At 64.9% G+C, this 24393-nt stretch carries 22 protein-coding genes and 1 other RNA gene; 12 read left to right on the plus strand and 11 right to left on the minus strand.

All coding sequences use genetic code 11. The features are described 5' to 3' along the window. Positions 1-34: 34 nt before the first annotated feature. From dnaG to STE01S_RS12280, 3 genes are all read right to left on the minus strand, one after another. Positions 35-1915, minus strand: a complete 1881-nt coding sequence (gene dnaG / locus STE01S_RS12275) for a DNA primase (RefSeq protein WP_062767958.1) — start codon at positions 1913-1915, stop codon at positions 35-37. Further along, positions 1912-2349 (minus strand): GIY-YIG nuclease family protein, encoded by a 438-nt coding sequence (locus STE01S_RS19715; protein WP_082813317.1) that lies wholly within the window; start codon positions 2347-2349, stop codon positions 1912-1914. Before STE01S_RS19715 ends, dnaG begins: the two co-directional genes overlap by 4 nt. A 113-nt stretch (positions 2350-2462) precedes the next feature. Next, the gene (locus tag STE01S_RS12280) at positions 2463-2915 is read right to left on the minus strand and encodes a GatB/YqeY domain-containing protein (protein ID WP_058813483.1); all 453 of its coding nucleotides are present in this window, start codon (positions 2913-2915) and stop codon (positions 2463-2465) included. A gap of 131 nt (positions 2916-3046) precedes the next feature. Between STE01S_RS12280 and carA the strand changes: the two genes are divergently transcribed. The 5 genes from carA (at position 3047) to STE01S_RS12305 (ending at position 9151) form a co-directional block, all read left to right on the plus strand. Then, the gene (gene carA / locus STE01S_RS12285) at positions 3047-4306 is read left to right on the plus strand and encodes a glutamine-hydrolyzing carbamoyl-phosphate synthase small subunit (RefSeq protein ID WP_062767959.1); all 1260 of its coding nucleotides are present in this window, start codon (positions 3047-3049) and stop codon (positions 4304-4306) included. Between the two features lie 29 nt (positions 4307-4335). After that, a complete protein-coding gene (locus STE01S_RS12290; RefSeq protein WP_062767961.1) occupies positions 4336-4608 on the plus strand; it encodes a hypothetical protein in 273 nt (90 codons plus the stop codon). Then, the gene (carB, locus tag STE01S_RS12295; protein ID WP_062767964.1) at positions 4608-7928 is read left to right on the plus strand and encodes a carbamoyl-phosphate synthase large subunit; all 3321 of its coding nucleotides are present in this window, start codon (positions 4608-4610) and stop codon (positions 7926-7928) included. Before STE01S_RS12290 ends, carB begins: the two co-directional genes overlap by 1 nt. A 97-nt stretch (positions 7929-8025) precedes the next feature. Next, positions 8026-8502 (plus strand): transcription elongation factor GreA, encoded by a 477-nt coding sequence (gene greA, locus STE01S_RS12300; protein WP_003047342.1) that lies wholly within the window; start codon positions 8026-8028, stop codon positions 8500-8502. 13 nt (positions 8503-8515) lie between these two features. Then, positions 8516-9151, plus strand: a complete 636-nt coding sequence (locus STE01S_RS12305; RefSeq protein ID WP_062767966.1) for a rhomboid family intramembrane serine protease — start codon at positions 8516-8518, stop codon at positions 9149-9151. Between the two features lie 3 nt (positions 9152-9154). Here the strand turns inward: STE01S_RS12305 and STE01S_RS12310 are convergent, their stop codons facing one another. The 5 genes from STE01S_RS12310 to STE01S_RS12330 are packed head-to-tail and all read right to left on the minus strand — an operon-like array spanning position 9155 to position 12369. After that, a complete protein-coding gene (locus STE01S_RS12310) occupies positions 9155-9703 on the minus strand; it encodes an NUDIX hydrolase (RefSeq protein ID WP_062767969.1) in 549 nt (182 codons plus the stop codon). A 29-nt stretch (positions 9704-9732) separates the two neighbouring features. Next, positions 9733-10413, minus strand: a complete 681-nt coding sequence (locus tag STE01S_RS12315) for a TPM domain-containing protein (RefSeq protein WP_003047334.1) — start codon at positions 10411-10413, stop codon at positions 9733-9735. Positions 10414-10425: 12 nt separating this feature from the next. Beyond that, positions 10426-11244, minus strand: coding sequence for a TPM domain-containing protein (locus tag STE01S_RS12320; RefSeq protein WP_062767972.1), 819 nt, complete (start codon positions 11242-11244; stop codon positions 10426-10428). Continuing rightward, positions 11241-11765: a TPM domain-containing protein gene (locus STE01S_RS12325; RefSeq protein ID WP_062767975.1), complete on the minus strand. Its 525-nt coding sequence runs from the start codon at positions 11763-11765 to the stop codon at positions 11241-11243. Before STE01S_RS12325 ends, STE01S_RS12320 begins: the two co-directional genes overlap by 4 nt. Position 11766: 1 nt before the next feature. Then, complete coding sequence (locus tag STE01S_RS12330) at positions 11767-12369, minus strand: LemA family protein (protein WP_003047327.1); 603 nt, start codon at positions 12367-12369, stop codon at positions 11767-11769. A 118-nt stretch (positions 12370-12487) separates the two neighbouring features. Here STE01S_RS12330 and mscL point away from each other — a divergent pair, with 118 nt between their 5' ends. Together mscL and ssrA are read left to right on the plus strand one after the other, a co-directional pair. Further along, positions 12488-12910: a large conductance mechanosensitive channel protein MscL gene (gene mscL, locus STE01S_RS12335; protein WP_062767978.1), complete on the plus strand. Its 423-nt coding sequence runs from the start codon at positions 12488-12490 to the stop codon at positions 12908-12910. A gap of 58 nt (positions 12911-12968) precedes the next feature. Beyond that, positions 12969-13327, plus strand: a transfer-messenger RNA (tmRNA) gene (ssrA, locus tag STE01S_RS12340). 89 nt (positions 13328-13416) lie between these two features. On the opposite strand, the gene STE01S_RS12345 is transcribed toward ssrA, so the two are convergent. Then, positions 13417-13827 (minus strand): MerR family transcriptional regulator, encoded by a 411-nt coding sequence (locus STE01S_RS12345; protein ID WP_062767980.1) that lies wholly within the window; start codon positions 13825-13827, stop codon positions 13417-13419. 107 nt (positions 13828-13934) lie between these two features. Between STE01S_RS12345 and STE01S_RS12350 the strand changes: the two genes are divergently transcribed. From STE01S_RS12350 to STE01S_RS12365, 4 genes are all read left to right on the plus strand, one after another. After that, positions 13935-14552, plus strand: a complete 618-nt coding sequence (locus STE01S_RS12350) for a cation transporter (RefSeq protein WP_062768027.1) — start codon at positions 13935-13937, stop codon at positions 14550-14552. A gap of 180 nt (positions 14553-14732) precedes the next feature. After that, positions 14733-16421, plus strand: a complete 1689-nt coding sequence (locus tag STE01S_RS12355) for an MFS transporter (protein ID WP_062768030.1) — start codon at positions 14733-14735, stop codon at positions 16419-16421. Further along, a complete protein-coding gene (locus STE01S_RS12360; protein WP_062767983.1) occupies positions 16418-17605 on the plus strand; it encodes an HlyD family secretion protein in 1188 nt (395 codons plus the stop codon). Before STE01S_RS12355 ends, STE01S_RS12360 begins: the two co-directional genes overlap by 4 nt. Further along, positions 17602-18975, plus strand: coding sequence for an efflux transporter outer membrane subunit (locus tag STE01S_RS12365; RefSeq protein WP_062767986.1), 1374 nt, complete (start codon positions 17602-17604; stop codon positions 18973-18975). Before STE01S_RS12360 ends, STE01S_RS12365 begins: the two co-directional genes overlap by 4 nt. Here the strand turns inward: STE01S_RS12365 and STE01S_RS12370 are convergent. Then, positions 18972-20843 carry a M1 family metallopeptidase gene (locus STE01S_RS12370; protein WP_062767988.1) on the minus strand — a complete coding sequence of 624 codons (1872 nt, stop codon included), beginning with the start codon at positions 20841-20843 and terminating at the stop codon, positions 18972-18974. The two genes, STE01S_RS12365 and STE01S_RS12370, sit on opposite strands and share 4 nt — an antisense overlap. 179 nt (positions 20844-21022) lie before the next feature. On the opposite strand from STE01S_RS12370, the gene STE01S_RS12375 reads away from it, so the two are divergent. Further along, positions 21023-23077, plus strand: coding sequence for a S46 family peptidase (locus STE01S_RS12375; protein WP_062767991.1), 2055 nt, complete (start codon positions 21023-21025; stop codon positions 23075-23077). 114 nt (positions 23078-23191) lie between these two features. On the opposite strand, the gene STE01S_RS12380 is transcribed toward STE01S_RS12375, so the two are convergent. Next, a complete protein-coding gene (locus STE01S_RS12380; protein ID WP_162928275.1) occupies positions 23192-24016 on the minus strand; it encodes a hypothetical protein in 825 nt (274 codons plus the stop codon). Between the last annotated feature and the right edge of the window lie 377 nt (positions 24017-24393).

The raw sequence follows: 24393 nt of genomic DNA on the forward strand, positions 1-24393 counted from the left end.
TGCTTCAGTCGTTCCTGCCTTGGGGCAATATATGTCAGCTCTGGCTGCTGTCGGACAGCGCGGCCAGGCGGCGGGTCAGTTCCTCATCCATCGCGCGCAGCTTTTGCTGTCGGGCATGGCCCTCGTCGTCCATCGTGCGCATATAGTCCGCGGTCGCCTCGGAAAGCCGAGCGCGGATTTCAGGCTGCGTCACGAGCACGCCGATATATTCGTCAAGGTCACGCAGCGCGATTTCCCGAGCCGCTTCAACCTCTTCGCCTTCGAGCCTTCGATTGAATGAGAAGTGCATTCCGTCGGCTCTGAGCAATGTCGTCGCCCTATTATACACTTTCATTGGCTCCAATATGGCAAGCAACCCCTCGGTATCAAGCCCTTCTTGCGCTGCCGCGCTGTCAAGTATTGCGCGGAGCAGTTCGGCGTCGGCAGAATCGGGCACAGCGAGCCGTATGAGCGCCTCTTCATTGCGGGCGATCGCCTGCGGATAGCGGAGCAGTCCGCCGAGCAACGCCGCGGCGAGCGGCGCCGCGATTCCGGCCTTGCCGATGGAACGCGTCTCGTCGGCCGGAGGTTGCAGGCGCGGGTCCGGCGCGAAGCGGCGCCCGCCCCCGCGTGATGCCTGCGGCGCCCAGGGCACGCGCCCGCCACGCTCGGCGCGCGGGCGCGCGAACAGCGCGTCGAGCCGCTCGCGAAACGCCTCGCGATAATGGTGCCGCACGTCGGCATCCTGGATCGCGTCGGCATGGGCGAGCAGCCGCGTCTTGAGCGCCGCGCGCTCTTCGGGGGTGGTGAGCGGCCCCGCCGCAACCTCATGCGCCCACAGCCGTTCGACGAGCGGCTGCGCCTCGTCGAGGATGGCGGCAAAGCCTGCGGCGCCCTTGGCGCGGACAAGGTCGTCGGGATCCTGCCCCGCCGGCAGGGTCGCGAAGGCAAGGCTGAAGCCCGGGCGGAGCAGCGGCAGCGCGCGCGTTGCCGCGCGCATCGCGGCCTTTTGCCCGGCATTGTCGCCGTCGAAGCAGAGCAGCGGCACGGAAACCATCCGCCACAACATGCCGAGCTGGTTCTCGGTCAGCGCGGTGCCGAGCGGCGCAACGGCGTCGGCGATCCCCGCTTCGGCGAGCGCGATGACGTCCATATAGCCTTCGACGACGATCACCCGGTTCGTCTGGCGCGACGCGGGGCTTGCCTTGTCGAGATTGAAGAGCGTGCGCCCCTTGTCGAAGAGCGGCGTATCGGGCGAGTTCAGATATTTGGGTTCGCCGTCGCCCAGGATCCGGCCGCCGAACGCGATCACGCGCCCGCGTGCATCGCGGATCGGGATCATCAGCCGGCCGCGGAAGCGGTCGTAAGGCTCTTTGTCGTCGACGGCGATGAGCATGCCGGACTCCACCAGCATCGCGGTGGGGAATTTCTTGAGCGCCTCTTTCAGCGCGCTGCGACTGTCGGGTGCGAGGCCGAAGGCAAAGGCGCGGCGGGTGGCGTCCGAAATGCCGCGCCTCGCCAGATAGTCGCGCGCCGGGGCACCGTTGGTGCTTTCAAGCTGCTGCGCGAACCAGTCGGCCGCGCCCTGCACCACGTCGCGCAGACTCGCCTGCTCCTCGGCCTTTTTCGCGGCGCGCGGGTCGGGGGCGGGGACGTCCATCCCCGCCTCGGCAGCGAGTTCCTTGACCGCGTCCATGAACGACAGGCCGCGCTGATCGGTCATCCAGCGGATCGCATCGCCATGCGCCGAGCAGCCGAAGCAGTGGTAGAAGCCCTTTTCGTCGTTGATCGTGAAACTGGGGGTCTTTTCGTTATGGAAAGGGCAACAGGCCTTATACTCGCGCCCCGCGCGCGTGATCTTCACCGTCCGCCCGATCAGGGTCGACAGCGTGATCCGCGAGCGCAATTCGTCCAGCCATTGCGGGGTGAGGGTCATTCTTCTCCCCTCACTTGGCGAGCCATCATCCCAATCCCGTTCGTGTCGAGCGAAGTCGAGACACGTTTGCGCCCGGCCTCACGTCCCTCGACTTCGCTCGGGGCGAACGGAGTGGGAGAGTGTGTCTCGGCAGAAGCCGGCAGGGGAGGACGTTCTTTAGGCGGTTTGGCGAAATGCCCCACCATAGCCCAGTCGCCGCGGATCAGCGCTTCCTTCTTGGCTCGCGACCAAGGCTTGATGCGCCGTTCTGCCTCCAGCGCTTCGACGCGCGTCGCAAAATCTTGCGACCAAGCCAGAGTCACGGGCTTCCGTCGCGAGGTAAAATCGCAAAATCCGCCATGTTGATGCTCAGCGATGCGGCGTTCCAAATTATCGGTGTGTCCCGTGTAATAGCGACCGTCGGAGCAGCGCAGCATGTAGGTCCAGAACACCATCCCGCCACATAACCGTTCGTCCCGAGCGAAGTCGAGACACGTTGGCGTGGCGCAAGGTAGAACGTCCGTCGACTACGCTCGGGACGAACGGAGAAAAAGGCCGTGTTTGAGGTTTAACTCAGCGCCGCCTTCACCCATCCGCTTGCCTTGCTCATGTCGAGCTGGCTGCCGTGGCGGTCTTTCACCGCCGCCATCACCTTGCCCATGTCCTTGACGCTGGTCGCGCCGAGTTCGGCGACGATCGCGCGGATTGCGGCGGTGGCGTCGGCTTCGGAGAGCTGCGCGGGCAGGAAATCCTCGATCACCACGACCTCGGCCGCTTCGGCGTCGGCAAGTTCCTGGCGGCCGCCCTGTTCGTACATGGCGATCGATTCGCGGCGCTGCTTGACCATCTTCTGGAGCACGTCGGTGACGAGCACATCGTCGTCGGCCGGCGCCGTCCCGGTGCGCAGCTCGATGTCGCGGTCCTTGATCTTGGCCAGCATCAGCCGGATGGTGCCCAAACGCGCCTTGTCGCCGGCCTTCATCGCGGCAACCTGCGCAGCCTTGATGTCATCGCGAATCATGCGTGTCCCCATGTGCTGCAAATTTCGGAAAGAGCCTCTCTAGCGGGAAGATTCCAAATCCGATAGCTTGTGAATCACTTTTTTGCCGCCTACTTGGTCGGCCGTTTAGCCCCCCGTCCGGAGCAGTTTAAATGGCACCAGCCAATCCATCCGCCGCGCCTTCTGGAGCGACCGGCGTCCTCGTTCTTGCCGATGGCACGGTCCTGTGGGGCGTGGGCTATGGCGCCGCCGGGGCGGGTGTCGGCGAAATCTGTTTCAACACCGCGATGACCGGATATCAGGAGATACTGACCGACCCGAGCTATGCCGGGCAGATCATCACCTTCACCTTTCCGCACATCGGCAATGTCGGCGCGAATCCAGAGGATATCGAACGCAGCGCGCGGGCGGCCATCGGCTGCATCACCCGCGAACTGCCGACCGCACCGAGCAATTTCCGCAGCGTCCAGACGCTGCCCGAATGGATGGCCGAACAGGGCCTGATCGGGCTGGCCGGTATCGACACGCGCGCGCTGACCCGCCGTATCCGCGATGCGGGCGCCCCCAATGGCGTGATCGCGCACAGCCCCGACGGCAAGTTCGACATCGACGCGCTGCTGGCGATGGCGCGCGGTTGGCCGGGGCTGGAGGGCATGGACCTAGCGAAGGAAGTCAGCCGCACGGATACCGGCGATTGGGATGCGGGGACATGGGCGCTGGGCAAGGGCTACGCTTCTCCCCTCCCGCATGCGGGAGGGGCCGGGGATGGGCCGACGTCTGCACCGGCATCTGGGAACATGCCCACCCCTAACCCCTCCCGCGAGCGGGAGGGGGATAGCAGACCCCATGTCGTCGCGATCGATTATGGCGCGAAGGACAATATCTTCCGTAACCTCGTGAAGGCCGGCGCGCGGGTCACCGTGGTCCCCGCGACTGCGACCCTCGACGAGGTGCTGAGCCACCAGCCCGCGGGCGTTTTCCTGTCGAACGGCCCCGGCGACCCCGCGGCGACCGGCGAATATGCGGTGCCGGTGATCCAGGGGCTGCTCGAACGCAATGTTCCGATCTTCGGCATCTGCCTTGGCCACCAGATGCTCGCCATCGCGGCGGGCGCGAAGACGGTGAAGATGCACCAGGGCCACCGCGGCGCGAACCATCCGGTGCAGCGCGTCGGCGGCGACTTCGCCGACGGCGTGGTCGAGATCACCAGTATGAACCACGGCTTCGCAGTGGACGCCGCGACACTGCCCGCAGGCGTGGTCGAGACGCACAAGAGCCTGTTCGACGGATCGAACTGCGGCATCGCGATCACGGGCAAGCAGGCGTTCAGCGTGCAATATCACCCCGAGGCGAGCCCGGGGCCACAGGACAGCTTCTATCTGTTCGAGAAGTTTGTGGGTGGGTTGAAGTGATTGCTCGCGCCGTTACGGCAATCACGCTTATGCTGACATTGGCGGGATGCGCGGCCAGCCCCACAGATTCCGACGCGGAAAGATTGAAGGCGGGGCTGGCACGTGTGGAGACACAATGCGGCGCAAAGCCGGGCACGTTAAAACTCGATAGCGATAACTTGGTCGCAGTGATGCCGACGCCGGATGCAAAATACGAAACGATCGATTGCGTGTTTCGAGAGCTGAAGAAGCCCGAGTTCTCGGACCACATCAAACTCGGCTTCGTCGGCAACGAATCATACGCAGCAGAAGAACAGAAATAATGCCCAAAAGAACCGACATCCAATCCATCCTCGTCATCGGCGCCGGCCCGATCGTTATCGGTCAGGCGTGCGAGTTCGACTATTCGGGGACGCAGGCGATCAAGGCGCTGAAGGAGGAGGGCTATCGCATCGTCCTCGTCAACTCCAACCCGGCGACGATCATGACCGATCCCGAGCTGGCCGACGCGACCTATGTCGAGCCGATCACGCCCGAGATCGTCGCGAAGATCATCGAGAAGGAGCGCCCCGACGCGGTGCTGCCGACGATGGGCGGGCAGACCGCGCTCAACACCGCGCTGGCTTTGTTCAACGACGGCACCTTGACCAAATATGGTGTCGAGATGATCGGCGCCGATGCCGAGGCGATCGACAAGGCCGAGGACCGGATCAAGTTCCGCGACGCGATGGATAAGATCGGGCTGGAAAGTGCGCGCTCGGGCATCGCGCACACGCTCGACGAGGCGTTTGCGGTGCTCGAACGCACCGGCCTGCCCTCGATCATCCGCCCCAGCTTCACCATGGGCGGCACCGGCGGCGGCATCGCGTACAACCGCGAGGAGTTCGAGCACATCGTTCGCGGCGGCCTGATCGCCTCGCCGACCACCGAAGTCCTGATCGAGGAATCGCTCCTCGGCTGGAAAGAATATGAGATGGAGGTGGTGCGCGACCGCAAGGACAATTGCATCATCATCTGCTCGATCGAAAATGTCGATCCGATGGGTGTGCATACCGGCGACAGCATCACCGTCGCCCCCGCGCTGACGCTGACCGACAAGGAATATCAGATCATGCGCAACGCGAGCATCGCGGTGCTGCGCGAGATCGGGGTAGAGACGGGCGGGTCGAACGTCCAGTTCGCGGTCAATCCGAAGGATGGCCGCCTGATCGTGATCGAGATGAATCCGCGCGTGTCGCGCTCGTCGGCGCTCGCGTCGAAGGCGACGGGCTTCCCGATCGCCAAGGTCGCGGCGAAGCTCGCGGTCGGCTACACGCTCGACGAAATCATGAACGACATCACCGGGGTGACCCCGGCGTCGTTCGAGCCGACGATCGACTATGTCGTCACCAAGATCCCGCGCTTTGCCTTCGAAAAGTTCAAGGGCGCCGAGCCCTTGCTGTCGACGGCGATGAAGTCGGTCGGCGAGGTGATGGCGATCGGCCGCACGATCCATGAATCGATGCAGAAGGCGCTGCGCGGGCTGGAGACCGGATTGTCGGGCTTCAACTTCGTCGACCGGCTGGTCGGCGCGAGCCACGAACAATTGAAGAGCGAACTGGCGCAGCGCACCCCCGACCGGCTGCTGATCGCGGCGCAGGCGATCCGCGAGGACGTATCGCTCGCCGAGATCAACCGCATCGCGGGTTACGACATGTGGTTCCTCGATCGCATCGCAGAGATCGTCGAGGCCGAGAACGGCGTGCTCGAAAACGGTCTGCCACGCGATGCCGAGGGGCTCCGCCGGCTGAAGGCGATGGGCTTTTCGGACAAAAGGCTCGCCTATCTGGCGCTGCAGTCGGCGCATCTGCGGCCCGGCACCGGCGCGGCAGCGGCGCGCGGCAGCGGGCTGATCCACGAGGCCGTAAAGGCGATGACCGGCGGCGTCACCGAAGGCGAGGTGCGTGCGCTGCGCCACAAGCTCGGCGTGCGGCCGGTGTTCAAGACCATCGACACTTGCGCCGCCGAATTCGCCGCCAAAACGCCCTATCTCTATTCGACCTATGAAGCGCCGACCTTCGGCGAGCCCGAGAATGAGGCGAACCCGTCGGACCGCAAGAAGATCGTCATTCTCGGCGGCGGGCCGAACCGGATAGGGCAGGGGATCGAGTTCGATTATTGCTGCTGCCACGCCTGCTTCGCGCTTGAGGAGGCGGGCTATGAAACGATCATGGTCAACTGCAACCCCGAAACGGTGTCGACCGACTATGACACGTCGGACCGCCTCTATTTCGAACCTCTGACCGCCGAGGATGTGCTCGAAATCTTGCACGTCGAGCAGTCGAAGGGCGAGCTTGTGGGCGTGATCGTCCAGTTCGGCGGCCAGACGCCGCTCAAGCTCGCGCAGGCGCTCGAGGAAGCGGGCATCCCGATTCTCGGCACCTCACCCGACGCGATCGACCTCGCCGAAGACCGCGAACGCTTTGCGGCGCTGGTCAACAAGCTGGGCCTCAAGCAGCCCGAGAACGGCATCGCGCGCAGCCGCGAGGAAGCCGTCGCGGTCGCGGCGCGCATCGGTTACCCGGTGCTCACGCGCCCCTCCTATGTGCTCGGCGGCCGCGCGATGGAGATCGTCGACGATCAGGCACAGCTGGAAAATTATATCGAGACCGCGGTGCAGGTGTCGGGCGACAGCCCGGTGCTGATCGACCGTTATCTGCGCGATGCGATCGAGGTCGATGTCGATGCGCTGTGCGACGGCACCGATGTCGTGGTGGCCGGCGTGCTCCAGCATATCGAGGAAGCGGGCGTCCATTCGGGCGACAGCGCCTGTTCGATCCCGCCGTACAGTCTGCCCGCCGACATCGTTGCCGAAATCGAGCGGCAGACCGACGCACTGGCGCGCGCCCTCAACGTCCGCGGGCTGATGAACGTGCAATATGCGGTGAAGGATGGTGAGGTCTACCTGATCGAGGTCAACCCGCGCGCGAGCCGCACCGTGCCCTTTGTCGCCAAGGCGGTCGGTTCGCCGATCGCCAAGATCGCGGCACGAGTGATGGCGGGCGAGAAGCTGGCCGATCTGCCGAAGATCAACCGCGACATCGACCATGTCGCGGTCAAGGAAGCGGTTTTCCCCTTCGCGCGCTTCCCCGGCACCGATCCGGTATTGTCGCCTGAAATGAAGTCCACCGGCGAAGTCATGGGAATCGATAGCGATTTCAATCTCGCCTTTGCCAAGGCACAGCTCGGCGCGGGCGACCGCCTGCCGACCGACGGGCGGCTCTTCGTGTCGGTGAAGGACAGCGACAAGCCGCGCATCGTCGCGTCGGTGAAGCAGCTCGCCGCTTGGGGGTGGCAGGTGATCGCGACCGGCGGCACCGCCGACTATCTGGCGGGGCAGGGCATCGACGTCGAACGAGTGAACAAGGTCGCCGAAGGGCGCCCGCACATCGTCGACCGGATCAAGGACGGCGATGTGCAGTTGATCTTCAACACGACCGAGGGTTGGCAGTCGCTTCAGGACTCGCAGTCGATCCGGGCCTCGGCGCTCGCGGCCGACGTCGCCTATTATACGACGGCGGCGGGCAGCGATGCCGCAACCCATGCGATTGGCGCGCTGCGCTCGCACTCTCTTGAAGTAAAGCCGCTTCAGGACTATTATTGAGGGACCGCTTCATCTCCCTACATTGACGGAAACAGCGGCTCAGCCGCCCCGGCGAAGTTTCGCTGGCGGTGGATTATTGACGAAGGACAACAGGATAATGGCAAGCGTTGAAAAGGTTCCGATGCTGCAGGAAGGCTATGAGAAGCTGAGCGCACAGCTCGCCACTCTCAAAGCCGAACGCCCCCTCATCGTCGATGCGATCGAGGAAGCGCGCGCGCATGGCGACCTTTCGGAAAATGCCGAATATCACGCCGCGAAGGAACGCCAAGGCCAGGTCGAAGCGACCATCGGCGATCTGGAGGACAAGCTGTCGCGTGCGCAGGTCATCGACCCGACGACGCTGTCGGGCGACCGCATCGTATTCGGTGCGACGGTGACGCTCGCCGACGAGGACGACAAGCCGGTCAAATATCAGATCGTGGGTCAGGCCGAGGCCGACGCCAAGGTGGGCAAGATCAGCTATAATTCGCCGCTCGGGCGCGCGCTAATCGGCCGCAAGGTCGATGACGAGATCGAAGTCACCGTTCCGGCGGGCGACAAATATTATCTCGTCACGAAGATCGAATTCATCTGACGATCGCGCCGAAATGAAACCGCAGGACACACCGCTGGTCACGGGAGTTTCCGTGCTATGCGCGGTGATCTTCATCCTGCTGTCGATCAGCGGCTATCAGGTCGAGGCGATCGTGCGCGCGGGTTTCATTCCCGCGCGCTTTGCGATGGAGCCGATTGCGGCGCCGGGCTTTTTCGTGCCCTTCGCGCTCACCCCGTTGACCTCCGCCCTTCTGCACGGCGGAATCCTCCACCTGGTGTTCAATCTGGTCGTCTTGCTGTTCATCGGCCGCCAGCTCGAAGCACCGCTGGGGTCGAAGGCGATGGCGATATTGCTCGTCGCCGGCGCCTATGCGGGGGCCTTCGCGCAATATCTGGCCGATCCGCAATCGCCGGTGCCGATGATCGGCGCCTCGGGCGCGATTTCGGCGCTGATCGCGGTGTTCGCGCTGATTTTCAGCCGCTCCGAGACGCAGGCGCTAGGGCCGATTCCGGCGCATTGGGTGCGCGCACTGTGGCTGGCGGCAGCATGGATCGGGGTGCAGGTCCTGATCGGCTTTGCGGGCGGCGCAGGATTCGGCCTCGTTGCGATCTGGGCGCATGTCGGCGGCTTCCTCGCGGGGATCTTGCTCGCACGGCCGTTGCTGCGCTGGCGCTTCGGCGCGCGCTGACCGTCAGGACAGCGCGAGCAGCCCGCCCGCGAGCAGCATCGCGACGCGCACGTCGATACCGCAGCCTTCGGCGCGCTTTGCGGCGATAAAGGCGGCGATTTCGGGCAGCGGGACGCGGTGGACCGCAATGTCCTCGCCATCGACGCCGCCGCCTTCGCCGACCTTGGTCAGCCCGGTCGCGCGGAGCAGGGTGAAGCTTTCGCTGACCATGCCGGGCGAACTGTAGAATTCGCCGACGGTCAGCCAGTCGGCCGCGCGGTAGCCCGTTTCCTCTTCCAGTTCGCGCACGGCGGCCAGCTCGGGCGCCTCGCCCGCGCTGTCGTCCCCGACAAGCCCCGCGGGCAGTTCGAGGCAATATTTGCCGAGCGGGACGCGATATTGTTCGACCAACAGGATGTGCCGCCCGTCGGCGTCCTCGTCGATCGCCAGGATCACCGCGGCGTGAATGCCGCGCGACCGCGACACATATTCCCAATTGCCTTGCTGTTTCACCGTGATGAAGCGGCCTTCCCAACGCGTTTCGACGGGCGTGCCGGCTGCGGGGCGGGTCATATCGTCTCCGTCGGCGGAAAGGGTAGGGATCAAAGCTCGATCAGCCGGTCGGGCAGCTCGTTGGGGTTGCCGTCGCTCTTCGGGAAATGTTCGGCCAGCACGATACCCATGCGGCGGACCGCCTCGGCCATGCCGTGGCCGGGGCGACCGGCGCGCACCTCGTCGATTAGCGCCTCCATCGCTTCGCCCCAAATCGAGGGCGCGACCTTGGCGGCGATCGCTTCGTCGGCGACGATGTCGGCGCGATGTTCGCGCAGGCTGACATAGAGCAGGATGCCCGTGCGGCCCATCGTCTTCGCCTCGGTCCCGACCTTGAACAGGTCGATGGCGCGGGCGCGGACGCGCGCGGCGCGGATCGCGCGCGGCGTCAGCCACAGGCGCAGCGGACGCCACAGCAGGACCAGCCAGACGCCGATCCATTTGAGCACCCCGACCGCGATGACGGTTCCGAGCCATTGATTGGCGGTCAGTTCATGCCCCCAGCCGCCGCTCAGCCGGTAGTAGAGACCCTGATAGAAATCGGGAAAAAGCGCGATCACCGACATGGCGATAAAGGCGATGACGCTCGCCCAGACGAGCGCGACATCGTCATAGTCGTTCGACTGCGCGGCGATCACCGTGACGATCTCGCCATCGGTGTGTCGTTCGGCCTCGGCGACCGCGGCGGTCACGATGTCGTGATCGGCTTCGCTGACATGGCTGACTTTCATTGCGCGTCCCCCTTACCAGCCGCCCGAGGCGCCGCCGCCGCCGAAGCTGCCGCCGCCGCCCGAAAAGCCGCCTCCGCCGCCGAAGCCGCCCCCGCCGCCCCAGGAACCACCGCCCCAGCCGCCACCCGAACCGCCGCCCCAGTCATTGTCGCCCCAGATGATGATCGGGGCGCCGCCCCATGGGCGATGCTTGCGATGCCGCCGTCCGCGACGCCCGAAGGCGCCGAGCATCGGCAGGATGAAAAAGAAGAAGATGATGAAGGCCACGAAGATCAGCCCGCCGATATTTCCATTGTCGGCGCGGTCGCGCTCGGCCTTCGCGGCCTTCGCGGCGCGCGCCGCGGCTTCCTCCGGCGGCAGCTGGATCTGCTCGGCGATCGCGTTCACGCCGTCCTGGATGCCGCCGGGCATGTCGCCGGCCTTGAATTTGGGCGTCACCACGTCGCGGATGATCCGGCCCGACAGCGCATCGGTCAGCACGGGTTCAAGCCCATAGCCGACCGAGATGTTCATTCGCCGTTCGTTGGGGGCGATCAGGAAGACGACGCCGTCGTTATTCTCCTTGCCGCCGATGCCCCACGCGCGGCCGAGCTTGTAGCCATAGTCGCTGATGTCATTGCCATCGAGGCTGTTCACCGTCGCGACGACGAGCTGATGCCCCGTGGTCTTTTCCAGCTGTTCGAGCTGGACCGTCAGATTGGCTTCCTCGGCCGCCGGAATGATATCCGCCTGATCGACGACGCGCCCGCTGAGCTTGGGGAAATCCTGCGCCGCCGCGGGAAGGGCAAGCAGTGAAAAGCCCAGCGCCCAGCCGAGCAGGAGCGATTTCATGGCTTGTCTCCCGTCTCTGCGGCGATGGCGTCGATGCCCACGGATAGGCCGCCAGAATAGTCCGCCTTGGCAAAATAGGGCGTCATCCGGTGCACGATCGCGAGCGCCTTGTCGTCGGTCAGTATTTTTTCCATTCCAAAACCGGTGGCGATCCGCATCTGCCGTTCATTCGGTGCAATCACGACGATCACGCCATCGTCATGACCCTGCCGTCCAATCTTCCAGCGATTGCCGAGGCAGGTGCCAAAATTGTCGATGCGGACGCCGTGAAGACTCGGCGTGGTCACGATGACCATCTGATGCTGCGTATCTCTTTCGTAGCGAGCAAGGCGCCCGGACAGGCGCGCCTCGTCTTCGGCGGGCAATATATTCGCCGCATCGGTCACTCGGCCGGCCAGCGCCATTTGAGGAACGCCGTCGCATGCCGCCGTTTCCTTCGCAGCCGCTGGGCCGGATCCACCGTTGCAGCCGCCCACGATGATCAGCATCGTGAGCGAAGCTGCGATGGCGGCTGCGCGCATATTATTGACCGAAATCGACCTTGGGCGCGACGTTCGCGTTGGGATCGACCGCCTTATAGGGGGTCATCGGCTTGGCGCCGTGGACGATCTTGGCACCGATTATGTCGGGGAAGGTGCGGATCGTCGTGTTATAGTCCTGCACCGCGGCGTTATAGTCCTGGATCGTGACGTTGATGCGGTTTTCGGTTCCCTCGAGCTGGGTCATCAGGTCGGCAAAGCGCGCCTGGCTCTTGAGCTCGGGATATTGTTCGACGGTAACGAGCAGGCGGCCGAGTGCGCTCGACACATTGCCCTGCGCTTGCTGGAAGGCCTGAACCTTCGCGGGGTCTTCCAGGTCGTCGGTGCTCAGCTTCACCTGCGTTGCCGATGCGCGCGCCTGGATAACGCCTTCGAGCGTCGATTGCTCGATCTTCGCGGCACCCTTGGCGGTTTCGACGAGGTTGGGGATCAGGTCGGCGCGGCGCTGATAGGCGGCTTCGACATTGGCCCATTTGGCCTTCGCGGCTTCTTCCTTAGTCGGAACGCTGTTGATGCCGCAGGCCGACAGGCTCATCGCGGCGGCCGGAACAATCAGCCAGCGGGCGGAACGATAGGACATGGTCATCAGGCTCCCTCAGGCGGCGTTTTGCCGCAACAATACACATAATAGGATGCCCCTTGCTTTTGCGCAATGACCGGCGCACCACCATGACGGCAGGATCAGCAGTTCGGGGAGCAATAAGATGCTGAACGAGTTCAAGGAATTTATCGCGCGCGGCAATGTCATCGATCTGGCCGTCGGCGTCATCATCGGCGGCGCGTTCGCGACGATCACCGGATCGCTGACCGAGGACGTCATCATGCCGATCGTCGGCTGGCTGTTCGGCGGAGTCGATTTTTCGAGCAAATTCATCCTGCTCGGCAGCATTCCCGACGGCATCGCCGCGACCGACTATGCGGCCTTGAAAAAGGCGGGCGTCGCGATGATCGGCTATGGTGCCTTCATCACCGCGGTGATCAACTTCCTGATTTTGGCATGGATCATCTTCCTGCTCGTGCGCGCAGTGAACAAGGTGGTACGCAAGGAAGCGCCGGCCGAAGCGCCCGCGGGACCGAGCGAGGTCGATCTGCTTACCGAAATCCGCGACGAACTGCGCAAGAAATAGCATTTCATCGCGCGCCGGCGTGGGTCCGGTGTCGATTCAGGACGAAAGGCCCGCCTGCGCTCTTCCAAAGTGCGGGCGGGCTTCCTATATGGGAAGGGCCGGTTTCGACCGGCTATGAGGATAAATGGTGTCGTGGAATAGACACAGCGGACCCGGGGGCAGTACCCGGCGGCTCCACCACAAGCCCGCGTCCTTTTCGAAGGGGTGCGCGGGCTTCTGACGGGGCCGAACCAGGATCGACGTGTGTTCAAAGACGATGTTTTCTTCCGGGCTGAGTAACCCGTTAAAGGCTCAAAACCAATAGGTGCTAACGATAACGAAGCACTCGCTCTTGCTGCCTAACCGATAAGCCTCACGGCCTAAGGTTAGACAAATAGAACGCGGTTCGGACCGAACCGGGCAACAGAATCGGATACCAGCGGCTGGGGACGAGCCGGGCAACAGAATCGTCCCACCTTTCCCTTTTCAGCTGTCGCCTCTCGCGTCGCCCCTGCGACCGCGTCTCATCAATGCGCGCCCCCGCATTGACCATGATCACCCAGCGCCTCGATCACCCGGCAATCGCCCGCGAGCCCGCCGCGGCAGCGGCCGACGATGCGGGTCAATTCATCGCGTAGCGCCGAAAGCTGTGCGATCTTCGCCTCGACCTGTTCCAGATGCGCGGACGCGATGCGGTCGGCGTCGGCGCAGTCGCGTTCGGGATGATCGGAGAGGTCGAGCAGCGAGCGGATTTCGTCGATCGTGAAGCCCAGTTCGCGCGAATGGCGTACGAAGCGCAGCCGCGCGCGATGCGCGTCGCCATAGCTGCGGTAATTGGCATCGGTCCGCGCCGGGGCGGGGAGGAGGCCGATCCGCTCGTAATAGCGGATGGTTTCGATGTTGGTGCCGGTGGCACGCGACAGTTCGCCGATCTTCATCGCTTGACCCTGTAGTTGCTACAGGGTGCATATAGGATGCCGACTCGAAGAACCAAGCGGCCGCCCGGCAATTCCTGCGGCGGCCGAGACGGAAGGAGATGCAGGCGATGGCCGATCAATGCTGCGCCGGAAAAAGCGGAGCGACCGCGCTGAACGACCCCAAGTGGCGGCGCATCCTGTGGATCGCGCTGCTGATCAACGGGGCGATGTTCCTCGTCGAAATCGTCGCGGGCGTCGCAGCCGATTCGCGCGCGCTGCAGGCCGATGCGCTCGATTTTCTGGGCGACAGCGCCAATTATGCGATCAGCCTGACGGTCGCCGGCATGGCGATCGCCTGGCGTGCACGCGCGGCGATGCTGAAGGCTGCGACGATGCTGGCGTTCGGGCTGTGGATATTGGGCTCGACGATCTGGGGCTTCATCGGCGGCAGCGCGCCGCACGCCGAAACGATGGGGATGATCGGCGTCGTCGCGCTCGCCGCCAATGTCGCGGTTGCGCTGATGCTCTATCGCTACCGGACCGGCGACGCCAATATGCGCTCGGTCTGGATATGCTCGCGCAACGATGCGGTCGGCAATCTGGCGGTGATGGCGGCGGCGCTCGGCGTGTTCGGCACCGGGCAGGGCTGGCCCGACCTTCTGGTGGCCGCGATCATGGCGCTGCTTGCTATATGGGGAAGCGCCGAAGTCTTCCGCCACGCGCGCCGCGATCTCACCGCCGCCTGACGCGCGCCGCCCTATAGGTGCCATTCGTATGCGCCGCGCGGAACCGAACTGGCGGCAAAGCATTTCCCCGCTTTGCCTTCGCCGGTCAGGAGCATATTGTGGCGCACAGGATGCGGATCAGGGGCGCCTTGCACTTCGGCCCGGCGCGTGCGTGCCGGCGGCCGCGCGCAGGATGGAGGCATGCGCGTGGCTGATCCCGCAGCGCCCGCGGCAGCCGGCGGCGCCTATGTGTTCAAGCCGCACGAACGCCCGATCATGCCGGGGTCACCCGCGTCGCCTGACCATCCCGTCGGGCGCAAGGTCGGTTATTTCGTCATTGGCCTGTATCTTGCGATCGTCGGCGGTTTCCAGAATGGCCTGCTCATCGCCAATCTGACGGTGCTGCAGGGGCATCTCGACCTGACGCCCGCAGATGCGGGCTGGGTCACCGTTTCCTATAATATGACCAATGCGTGCATGAGCATCCTGCTCTACAAGTCGCGCCAGCAGTTCGGCATTCAGCGTTTCGTGCGCGCGACGATGATCGCGCTCCTGATTGCCAATTTCGTCCAGCTTTTCGATGCCGGTTACCGCATGGAACTCATCGCGCGCGGCGTGTCGGGGATCGCCGCGAGCGGGCTGACGACGCTTGCTGCCTTCTACATGATGCAAGGCTTGCCGGCGAAGATGCGGATTGCGGGCTTCCTGCTCGGCATCGGGCTGGGACAGGTGGCGATTCCGCTCGCGCGCGCCATATCGCCGCTGTTGCTCGCCGACGGCGACATCGGCAATCTGTTCGTGCTGCAATTCGCGCTCTCGCTCGTCGCGGTCGGCGCGGTCAACATATTGCAGCTCCCGCCGGGCGAAACGATCCGTTCATTCGAAAAGCTCGACCTTATCACCTTTCCGATCCTGGCGGTCGGCGTCGGGCTGCTCTGCGCCTTTCTGGTGCAGGGGCGCATCATATGGTGGTCGACGCCGTGGCTCGGCGGCGCGCTGGCGGCGTCGGTGGTGCTGATCGGCACCGCCTTCCTGATCGAACATTACCGGCGAAATCCAATGCTCCACACGCGCTGGATCGGCAGTCGCAACCTCATTAAATTTGCGCTGACCGGCGCACTGGTCCGCGTGCTGACGTCCGAACAGAATTTCGGGGCGAGCGGGCTGCTGTCCGCCACCGGCCTCGTCAACGATCAGCTTGTCACCTATTATGCGGTGCTGTCGTTCGCGACGCTGATGGGGGCGGTGCTGTCGATCGCGCGGCTCGATCCGACCGACCTGCGGCGGCCGATCCTCGTCGCGCTTGCCGTCATCACCGTCGGCGCGTTCCTCGACACCCATTCGGGTCTGCGCACCGGGCCGGTGAACCTGTATTTCTCGCAAGGCGCGATCGCCTTTGCCGCGGTCTATGTGATGGGGCCGCTGCTGCTCGAAGGGCTGCTGCGCGCCATTTCGCGTGGCCCGGCCTATATGGTCAGCTTTCTTGCGGTGTTCAGCCTGTCGCAGACGATCGGCGGGCTTGCCGGGGTCGCGGCGTTATCGGCCTTTCACACGCTGCGCACCAAGGCGCATCTGATGACGCTGGGGCAAAGCCTGTCGACGACCAACCCCGAACTGGCGCAGGGGATCAACGCGATCGCGGCGAGTCTGACCGGCAGCATCGCCGACCCGGCGCTGCGCAGCGCGACCGCCGCGGGGCAGGTGGTGCGCGAGGCGGCGCGCGAAGCGACGATCCTGGCATTCAACGACGTGTTCGTCGTGATCGGCAGCCTGTCGGCGATCGCCTTCGTCGCGATGTTCGCGCGCTGGGTTTATGATCGACGCCGCGGAATCAATCCATTGGCACGGGAACTTGAAGTCTTGCAGAAACTGAGGGCGCAAAATCAATGAGCGACGACAAACAGGAAGGCGCGCCGCCCGCGCCCGAAACGCCGGCACCGGCTCCGACGCCGGACCCGATGCCGACCCCGGCACCGGCTGCTGCCGATCCGACCCCGGCGGAACGGCCCGCCGACGGGCCGGCCGATGGCTGGGCGCCGCCGCGTTCGCGCGGACGGATCATCCTGTTCGGCGCGATCATCCTCGTCGGCGCGCTCGCCATTCTCTACGCCTGGGGACTACCGCCCTTCCGCGCGAACAGCCAGACGACCGACAATGCCTATGTGCGCGGCCAGACGACGATCATCGCGCCGCAGGTGGGCGGCTATGTGACCGCGGTGCTGGTGCAGGATTTCCAGACTGTCGCGGCGGGGCAGGAACTGGTGCGGATCGACGACCGCATCTACCGCCAGCGCGTTGCGCAGGGCAGCGCCAATATTGCCGCGCAGACCGCCTCGCTCGACAATAGCGCGCAGAGCAGGCGCTCGGCCGAAGCGCAGGTGAAGGCGCAGGAGGCGGCGGTCGCCAACGCCCGCGCGCAGCTCGCCCGTGCCCAGGCCGATATGCGCCGCGTCAACGATCTGGTCGGCGAAGGATCGGTGTCGATCCGCGAACGTGACCAGACGCTCGCGGGGCTCCGCCAGGCCGAAGCGGCGGTGCGGCAGGCCGAGGCGCAGCGCGCGATCGCCGAGGAGCAGGTGCGATCGGTGAGCGTTGGGCGCGGCGGTCTGGAGGCCGGGGTAGCCAATGCAAAGGCGGCGCGCGGGCTGGCCGACATCGATCTTCAGAACACGATCGTTCGCGCCCCGCGCGCGGGCAAGCTGAGCGAAGTGTCGGTCCGCGTCGGCCAGCTCGTCAGCCCGGGCACCCAGCTCATGTATCTCGTGCCCGAGAAACATTGGGTGGTCGCCAATTTCAAGGAAGCGCAGACCGCGAACATCCGCGTCGGCCAGCGCGCGACGCTGCGCGTCGATGCGCTGGGCGGCGCCGAGCTGAAGGGGGTGGTCGAAAATATCGCCCCCGCGGCGGGCAGCGAGTTCAGCATCATCAAACCCGACACCGGATCGGGCAATTTCGTCAAGGTGCCGCAGCGGATCGCCGTGCGGATCCGCATCGATCCGAAGCAGAAGCTTGCCGAGCGGCTCGGCCCCGGCATGTCGGTGGTGGCGACGGTTCATACCGGACGCGGCGAATGAGGCCGCTCCCCTTGCCGCTTGCCGGTCTGGCGCTGGCATTGGCGGGCTGCGCGCCCGCGCTGACGCCGCCGCCCGCCGCGAGCGCGGTTGCGCCGCCCGCCGACTGGCGCACTGCGCTGTCGACGGACGGTGCGGCGATCGACGGCCGCTGGTGGTCGGCATTCGGCGACCCGCGGCTGACCGCGCTGGTCGAACAGGCGCGCGCGAACAACAGCGACCTTGCCATCGCGGCCGCGCGCGTTGCCGAAGCGCGGGCGCAGGAGCGCGTCGCACGGTCGCTGCTGTTGCCGAACCTGTCGCTGAGCGGGCAGGGGGCCGAGGCGCGCAGCGTCAACGCCTTCGGCCAGCCGACCGAAAGCTTCGCCGCGCAGCCGGTGTTCCAGGCGAGCTACGAGATCGACCTGTTCGGCCGCAATGCCGCGACGCGCGAGGCGGCGCGGGCCAATGCGGCGGCGGTTGCGGCGGCGCGCGAGGCGGCGACGCTGTCGGTCAGTGCGGCGGCGGCGAGCGGCTATATCACGCTGCTCGCGCTCGACGCGCGGCGGCAGTTGCTCGCCGAGACGCTGACCTCGCGGTCGGAGGCGCTACGGCTCGCGCGCAGCCGCGCCGAGGCCGGCTATACCTCGCAGCTCGAACTGCGACAGGCCGAGGCCGAATATCAGGCGACGGCGCAGCAGATCCCGGCGATCGAGGCGGCAATCGCGCGGCAGGAAAACGGCCTGTCGCTGCTCGTCGGCGATACGCCGCATGCAATCGCGCGCGGCGAAGGTTTTGCCGCGCTCGCGGTGCCGCCGGTGCCTGCGGTGCTGCCGTCTGAACTGGTGCGGCGGCGGCCCGACATCGCGCAGACCGAATATGCGCTGGCGGCGACCGACGCCAATCTGCGTGCCGCGCGGGCACAATTCCTGCCGCAAGTCCGGTTGGCGGCGTCGGCCGGGGCGGTAATTTCGTCGGCTTTGGGCGATCCGATCAGCATATGGTCGGTCGGCGGCAGTATATTGGCGCCGATCTTTTCGGGCGGGCGACTGCAAGGCCAGTTCGACGCCGCGACGGCGCAGCGCGATCAGGCGGCTTTCGCCTATCGCAAGACGGTTCTCACCGCCTTTCGCGAGGTGGCGGACCAAATGGCGGTGATCGACCGGTTCAACGCGCAGGAACAAGCGCTGATGGCGCAGCGCGCGGCGGTGGCCGATGCGCTGCGGCACGCGACCAACCGCTATCGCGCGGGCTATTCGCCCTATCTGGAACAGCTCGACGCGCAGCGGTCGCTGCTCGGCGTCGATCTCGCGCTGATCCAGCTCCGCGCCGACCGCCTGAACGCATATGTCGCCCTCTATCAGGCGCTCGGCGGCGGCGCCCCGGCGGTTTAATCGCCAGCGAGGATCTTCTCGATCCCCGATGCCACCGCCGGGTGATAGGTGGCGCGCGAGCGGGCGAACAGGTCGCGCGCGATCGTATCGCCCCACGCGCCCTGACGCTTGAGCCCGGTATAGAGCGGCCGGATCAGCAGGCCGCGCCCGACGGTGCCCGCGAACTGGCGCAGCGACGGCAGCGCGGGTTCGTAGCGGTTGGCAATGGCAAGCTCGAGCCAGGCCGAGCGGACATAGGCGTTGGTCGACGCCGACAGACCCAGCGTTTCGTCGAGTTCCTTGAGCCGCGCCGCGCTCTGCGCCCGCGGGATGCCGTTCAGGAAACGCAGCCATTGCTGCGTCGTCCATCCTTCGGGCGCGATGGCGCGCGCCGGACCGCCGGCGTTGAAGGCGGCAAGCTTGGCATCGACCGCGGCCAGCGTCGCGCTCTTGTGGTGCACCGCATTGTCGGGCAGGCCCGCGGCATAGGACCAGCGGTCGAGTTGCAGCGACAGTTCGAGCGCCGGGTCGCCCTTCAGCAGATTTTCGCGCAGATCGGTCAGGAAACCCGCGGTCGTCTGTGGCTGAAAGGCATGGCGGTTGAAATAGGATTTGAGATAGGCGTCCCAGCGCGCGCGGCCGACCGTCGTTTCGATCATGCGCAGGAAGTTGGATCCCTTGGTATAATCGAGCGTGCCGTCGCCGGGTGCACCGTGCAGCCGGGTCTTGGCGCCGGTCTGGCCGCCATTGGCGTCGATGTCGCGCATCATATTGTCCCAGTCGAGATCGGCATACATCGCCGCGCGCTCCTTGCCGTAGAGCGCCTCCATGATCCGGTTCTCGAAATAGGTAGTGAAGCCTTCGTTGAGCCAACTGTCGGACCAGGTCGCATTGGTGACGAGGTTGCCCGACCAGCTATGCGCTAGTTCGTGCGCGACGACGTCGGTGTTCGACCGGTCGCCGGTGATGATCGTCGGCGTGAGAAAGGTCAGCATCGGGTTTTCCATGCCGCCATAGGGAAAGGAGGGCGGCAAAACGAGCATGTCGTAGCGGCCCCAGCGATAAGGGCCATAGAGCGCTGACGCGGCGTCGATCATCTTTTCGACGTCGCCGAATTCGCGCGCTGCGGCGTCGAGCATCGTCGCTTCGGTCCACACGCCCGAACGCGGGCCGAGCGACCGGAATTTCAGGTCGCCGACCGCGAAGGCAATCAGATAGGGCGGCACCGGCTTGTCCATGCGAAAGCGAAAACGACGACGACCGTCGGGCAGCGCTTCGCCCTTGTCGCCGCTCAGCTTCTCGCCGCTCATCACCGCGACGAGATCGCCCGGAACGGTCAGCGTCGCATCCCATGTCTGACGGATACCGGGGCTGTCCTGCGTCGGAATCCAGCTCCTGTTGAGGATCGCCTGGCCTTGGCTGAACAGATAGGGCTTGGTCTTTCCCGCAGTCATTTCGGGCGGCAGCCATTGTAGCGCATTGGCTCCCGGCCGGCTGCGATAGGTCAGGACGATGCGCTGCGCGCCGCCGAGTTCGACCGTCAGCGCCGAACCGAGTTCGGGATCGGTATCGCCGACAGCCCATTTGAGCGGTTTGCCATTGGCGTCGGTGACCGAAGAAATCGCCAGATTGTCGATGTCGAGGACGATCGACTGCGCATCCTTGGCGGCGAGCAGATCGAGCGTCGCGGTGCCGCCCAGTGTGCGGGTCGCGAAATCGACATCGAGGTTCAGCGACACATGGGTGACGCGGGCGACCTCGGGATCGGCGTGGGTCCATACGTCCTTCGCCTCGGGCGTCGTCAATATGGGGGCAGGGGCGGTCGCCGTCTGTGCGGCGAGGGGCGAGGCGCCGGCGAGCAGCGCGGCGGCGAGCAGGATCATACGCATGGGAAGGCGGCGTAGGCGGCGACGCACGAAACTGCAACCGGCTGGTGGCACGAAGCAATCCTGGCGAACGCGAAATTGGCGGTGGCGATTGCGGCCGATCGGGCGCAAGGTGCGCGCCACCCCCGACGCGGGCGCTTCCCGCGCGGGATGTCGATGATTTCAAATGATGGATTTTGCCAATGACCCGATATCGCCCGATTTCGTTCACCGCGGCCGTGCTCGCCGGCGCCGCTCTTCTTGCTCCTCCCGCGTTCGCCGAAGAGGGCATGTGGACCTTTGACGCCTTTCCGGCGCAGCAGGTGAAACAGACCTACGGTTGGGCGCCGGATCAGGCGTGGCTGGGCAAGGTGCAGGCGGCGGCGGTGCGTTTGACCGGCGGCTGTTCGGCAAGCTTCGTATCGGCCGAGGGGCTGATCCTGACCAACCACCATTGCGTCGCAAGCTGCCTGTTCGACAATTCGAAGGCGGGCGCCGACTATCTCAACGACGGGTATGTCGCCGACCGCCGCGACATGGAGCTCAAATGCCCCGGTCAGCAGGCCGAGGTCGTCACCAGCATCGGCGACGTGACCGGGGCCATCAAGGCGGCGATGGGGTCGCTTGCCGGCGAAGCGCTGACCAAGGCGCGCGATGCGAAGATTGCCGAAATCGAAAAGAGCGGTTGTTCCGACACCGACAAGACGCGCTGTCAGGTCGTCACCCTGTTCGGCGGCGGTCAATACAAGCTCTACAAATATCGCAAATATTCCGATGTGCGGCTGGCATGGGCGCCCGAGGATCGCGCCGCGACCTTTGGCGGCGATCCCGACAATTTCAACTTCCCGCGCTATTCGCTCGATGCAAGCTTCCTGCGCGCGTACGAGAATGGCAAGCCGGTCGTGACGCCCGCACACCTGCAATGGAACCCGCGCGCGCCGCGTGAGGGCGAAATGACCTTCGTTGTCGGCAACCCCGGTTCGACCAGCCGACTCTACACGACCAGCCAGCTTGCCTTCGAGCGCGAACTGCGCCTGCCGATCACGGTGACGACCTATTCCGAACTGCGCGGCCGCCTGCTGCGCGCGATGGAGGAAAGCAAGGATCATGAGCGCGAAGGGCTCGATCTGCTCAACGGGCTCGAAAACAGCCTGAAAGTCTATATCGGCCGCCAGAAGGCGCTGAACGACCCGGCCTTCACCGCGACACTGGTCGCCAAGGAGGACGAACTCAAGGAGAAGAGCGCGGGGAATGCCGCGATCGGCGATCCCTGGGCGTCGGTCGACAAGGCGGTCGGCGCCTATCGCTCGCTCTATTTGCCGGCGCGCTTCACCAATCCGATGAGCGATCTTTATGGCTATGCCGAAACGCTCGTCTATGCGGCGCAGGAGCGCTCGAAGCCCAATGGCGAGCGCCTGCCCGGCTACACCGACAGCGCGCTGCCGCTGACCAAGAAGAGCCTGCTCGATGCGAAGCCGGTCTATCCCTGGCTCGACGAGCTGACGCTCGAATGGAGCCTGTCGAAGGCGCGTGAATATCTGGGTGCCGACGATCCGGACACCAAATTGCTGCTCGGTCAGGAAAGCCCCGAGCAGCTTGCCAAGCGGCTGGTCGAAGGATCGAAGCTCGCCGATCCCGCCTATCGCCAGATATTGTGGGATGGCGGGCTTGCCGCGATCGAAGCCAGCGATGATCCGATGATCCGCTTTGCGCTGCGCCTCGCGCCGCGCCAGCGCGCGCTAAAAAACGCGGTCGACGAGGCCTATGGCGGTCCGCTCGCGGTCGCCGGCGGCAAGATCGCCGACGCGCGCTTCGCCGCCTATGGCGACACGCTCTATCCCGACGCGACCTTCACGCTGCGCATTTCCTATGGGCAGGTGAAGGGCTGGATGGAGCGCGGCAATGCGGTGCCGATCGCAACCACGATGGGTGGCACCTTCGACCGCGCGACGGGCAACCCGCCGTTCGACCTCGCCCCGGCTTTTGCGGCGAAAAAGGCGGCCATCGATCCGGCGGTCACCTATGACTTCGTGACGACCAATGACATCATCGGCGGCAATTCGGGCTCGCCGGTGATCGACAAGGCCGGTACCGTCATCGGCGCCGCGTTCGACGGCAATATCCACTCGCTCGGCGGCAATTACGGTTATGATGGCACGCTCAACCGTACCGTCGTCGTTTCGACCGCTGCGGTGCAGGAAGCGCTCGAAACCATCTATCCCGCGCCGGCGCTGGTGAAGGAGCTTGCGGGCAAATAGCCGCCCCGGCGTCCCGGTGCAGGGGATGCCGGCGATTGCGGCGGGCAACGGACTGTGGACCGTCGCCCGCCGCATCACACGCTCGTCCATGGCCGGGCTGCGGTTTGCCTGTCGCTATTTCTTTTGAGCAAGGCATTGGGCGAGCGCGTCGCGCGCCTTCAATCCATCATGCCACTGGCCGGAGAAGATGGTCTTGCCATTGTCGGCCAGGCTGTAATCCTGGACATCCTCGATCGCGCCCACCAGAATGGCCCCGCTCGGCACGGCGAAACTCACCATGCCCATTGTTTTGCTCCGGAGACCGACTTTGGAGATCAGAGCCGTTACGGTTTGGATTTCCCCGGACTGCGTCAGCGAAAACGCCCTCGACTGGGATTTGTCCGGCGCCGGGATGCTGTAACCCATATACTGGATGACGGCGGGACCGTTCCTGCCTTCAAGGGCCGACATGATCACGGCGCCGGCAGGTGTCCAATAGCTGACGGTGCAATCCTTATCCGCTTTCCCTTTTTCGGTGGCACGCTGTGAACTGGAAGCTGGTTCGGGCGACCATCCGGCGAAGGGTTCCTCGCCAGGCAGAAACCACAGGCCTTCCTGAAGCTGACGATATCGTTGACCTATCAGTTTGCGTTGCTCTGAATTGGCGGCTTCAACCTCCGCCCCATGCTTGGCGAATGCCGCCCATTCTTCAGGCGAATAATATCGCATCGCCGCCGCGCCTTGGTTGCCGTCTGACCCCCATTCGCACCAATATTCGACGATGTTGCCGGTTTGATCATAGACTTCACTGATGGTGTATTCGTTGGACCTTCCGGCGCATAGATGCTCGGCATGAGCGGTTTGCGGCCAACAGGCAAAAGCCAGGAGCATCAGGAAAGCCTGCGCCGGCCCCTTGTTTCGGAACGTGGTTGAACATTGCATGGAGATTTCCGCTTGCAAACAGAATGACGGCGCGGGGCATCGTGGCCTTGGCCTCTGCACCATAGATATGTCGTCTACTGCCATAGGATCGGACCGGGCAACATCGTCCGAATGTACTGGTGCATGCGTCCCGACCTGTTCTGCCCGCGCACGACTATATTGGCCGAAGGCCGACGGGAAACGGCGCGGAGTGGCGTGCCCTTAAGGGGCCATCCCGGATTGCTGCCGATTTCTTGATGTGTTAGCGTCCGCGCTCGTGGTGTAATTTCCGGTGTAGGCGATGGTGTATTCCGGGGTGGGGCATGCCCCACCCCGGAATGCGGCGTCGCTGGTGGCCACCGGGTTCATCGTTATGGTGGAGTTTGCACACTTCAACCGTGACGAAGAGGAGTTCC

This window comes from Sphingopyxis terrae subsp. terrae NBRC 15098, from assembly GCF_001598815.1.
GTDB lineage: Bacteria > Pseudomonadota > Alphaproteobacteria > Sphingomonadales > Sphingomonadaceae > Sphingopyxis > Sphingopyxis terrae.

Excerpts from the sequence above, each read along its gene's own strand:
- mscL (WP_062767978.1), top strand. The coding sequence starts at position 12,488 with ATGCTGAACGAGTTCAAGGAATTTATCGCGCGCGGCAATGTCATCGAT.
- STE01S_RS12370 (WP_062767988.1), bottom strand. The coding sequence starts at position 20,843 with ATGCGTATGATCCTGCTCGCCGCCGCGCTGCTCGCCGGCGCCTCGCCC.
- STE01S_RS19715 (WP_082813317.1), bottom strand. The coding sequence starts at position 2,349 with ATGGTGTTCTGGACCTACATGCTGCGCTGCTCCGACGGTCGCTATTAC.
- STE01S_RS12315 (WP_003047334.1), bottom strand. The coding sequence starts at position 10,413 with ATGAAAGTCAGCCATGTCAGCGAAGCCGATCACGACATCGTGACCGCC.
- STE01S_RS12360 (WP_062767983.1), top strand. The coding sequence starts at position 16,418 with ATGAGCGACGACAAACAGGAAGGCGCGCCGCCCGCGCCCGAAACGCCG.
- STE01S_RS12365 (WP_062767986.1), top strand. The coding sequence starts at position 17,602 with ATGAGGCCGCTCCCCTTGCCGCTTGCCGGTCTGGCGCTGGCATTGGCG.
- carB (WP_062767964.1), top strand. The coding sequence starts at position 4,608 with ATGCCCAAAAGAACCGACATCCAATCCATCCTCGTCATCGGCGCCGGC.
- greA (WP_003047342.1), top strand. The coding sequence starts at position 8,026 with ATGGCAAGCGTTGAAAAGGTTCCGATGCTGCAGGAAGGCTATGAGAAG.
- STE01S_RS12345 (WP_062767980.1), bottom strand. The coding sequence starts at position 13,827 with ATGAAGATCGGCGAACTGTCGCGTGCCACCGGCACCAACATCGAAACC.
- dnaG (WP_062767958.1), bottom strand. The coding sequence starts at position 1,915 with ATGACCCTCACCCCGCAATGGCTGGACGAATTGCGCTCGCGGATCACG.
- STE01S_RS12375 (WP_062767991.1), top strand. The coding sequence starts at position 21,023 with ATGACCCGATATCGCCCGATTTCGTTCACCGCGGCCGTGCTCGCCGGC.
- STE01S_RS12320 (WP_062767972.1), bottom strand. The coding sequence starts at position 11,244 with ATGAAATCGCTCCTGCTCGGCTGGGCGCTGGGCTTTTCACTGCTTGCC.
- carA (WP_062767959.1), top strand. The coding sequence starts at position 3,047 with ATGGCACCAGCCAATCCATCCGCCGCGCCTTCTGGAGCGACCGGCGTC.
- STE01S_RS12325 (WP_062767975.1), bottom strand. The coding sequence starts at position 11,765 with ATGCGCGCAGCCGCCATCGCAGCTTCGCTCACGATGCTGATCATCGTG.
- STE01S_RS12280 (WP_058813483.1), bottom strand. The coding sequence starts at position 2,915 with ATGATTCGCGATGACATCAAGGCTGCGCAGGTTGCCGCGATGAAGGCC.
- STE01S_RS12355 (WP_062768030.1), top strand. The coding sequence starts at position 14,733 with ATGCGCGTGGCTGATCCCGCAGCGCCCGCGGCAGCCGGCGGCGCCTAT.
- STE01S_RS12305 (WP_062767966.1), top strand. The coding sequence starts at position 8,516 with ATGAAACCGCAGGACACACCGCTGGTCACGGGAGTTTCCGTGCTATGC.
- STE01S_RS12310 (WP_062767969.1), bottom strand. The coding sequence starts at position 9,703 with ATGACCCGCCCCGCAGCCGGCACGCCCGTCGAAACGCGTTGGGAAGGC.
- STE01S_RS12350 (WP_062768027.1), top strand. The coding sequence starts at position 13,935 with ATGGCCGATCAATGCTGCGCCGGAAAAAGCGGAGCGACCGCGCTGAAC.
- STE01S_RS12330 (WP_003047327.1), bottom strand. The coding sequence starts at position 12,369 with ATGACCATGTCCTATCGTTCCGCCCGCTGGCTGATTGTTCCGGCCGCC.
- STE01S_RS12290 (WP_062767961.1), top strand. The coding sequence starts at position 4,336 with ATGCTGACATTGGCGGGATGCGCGGCCAGCCCCACAGATTCCGACGCG.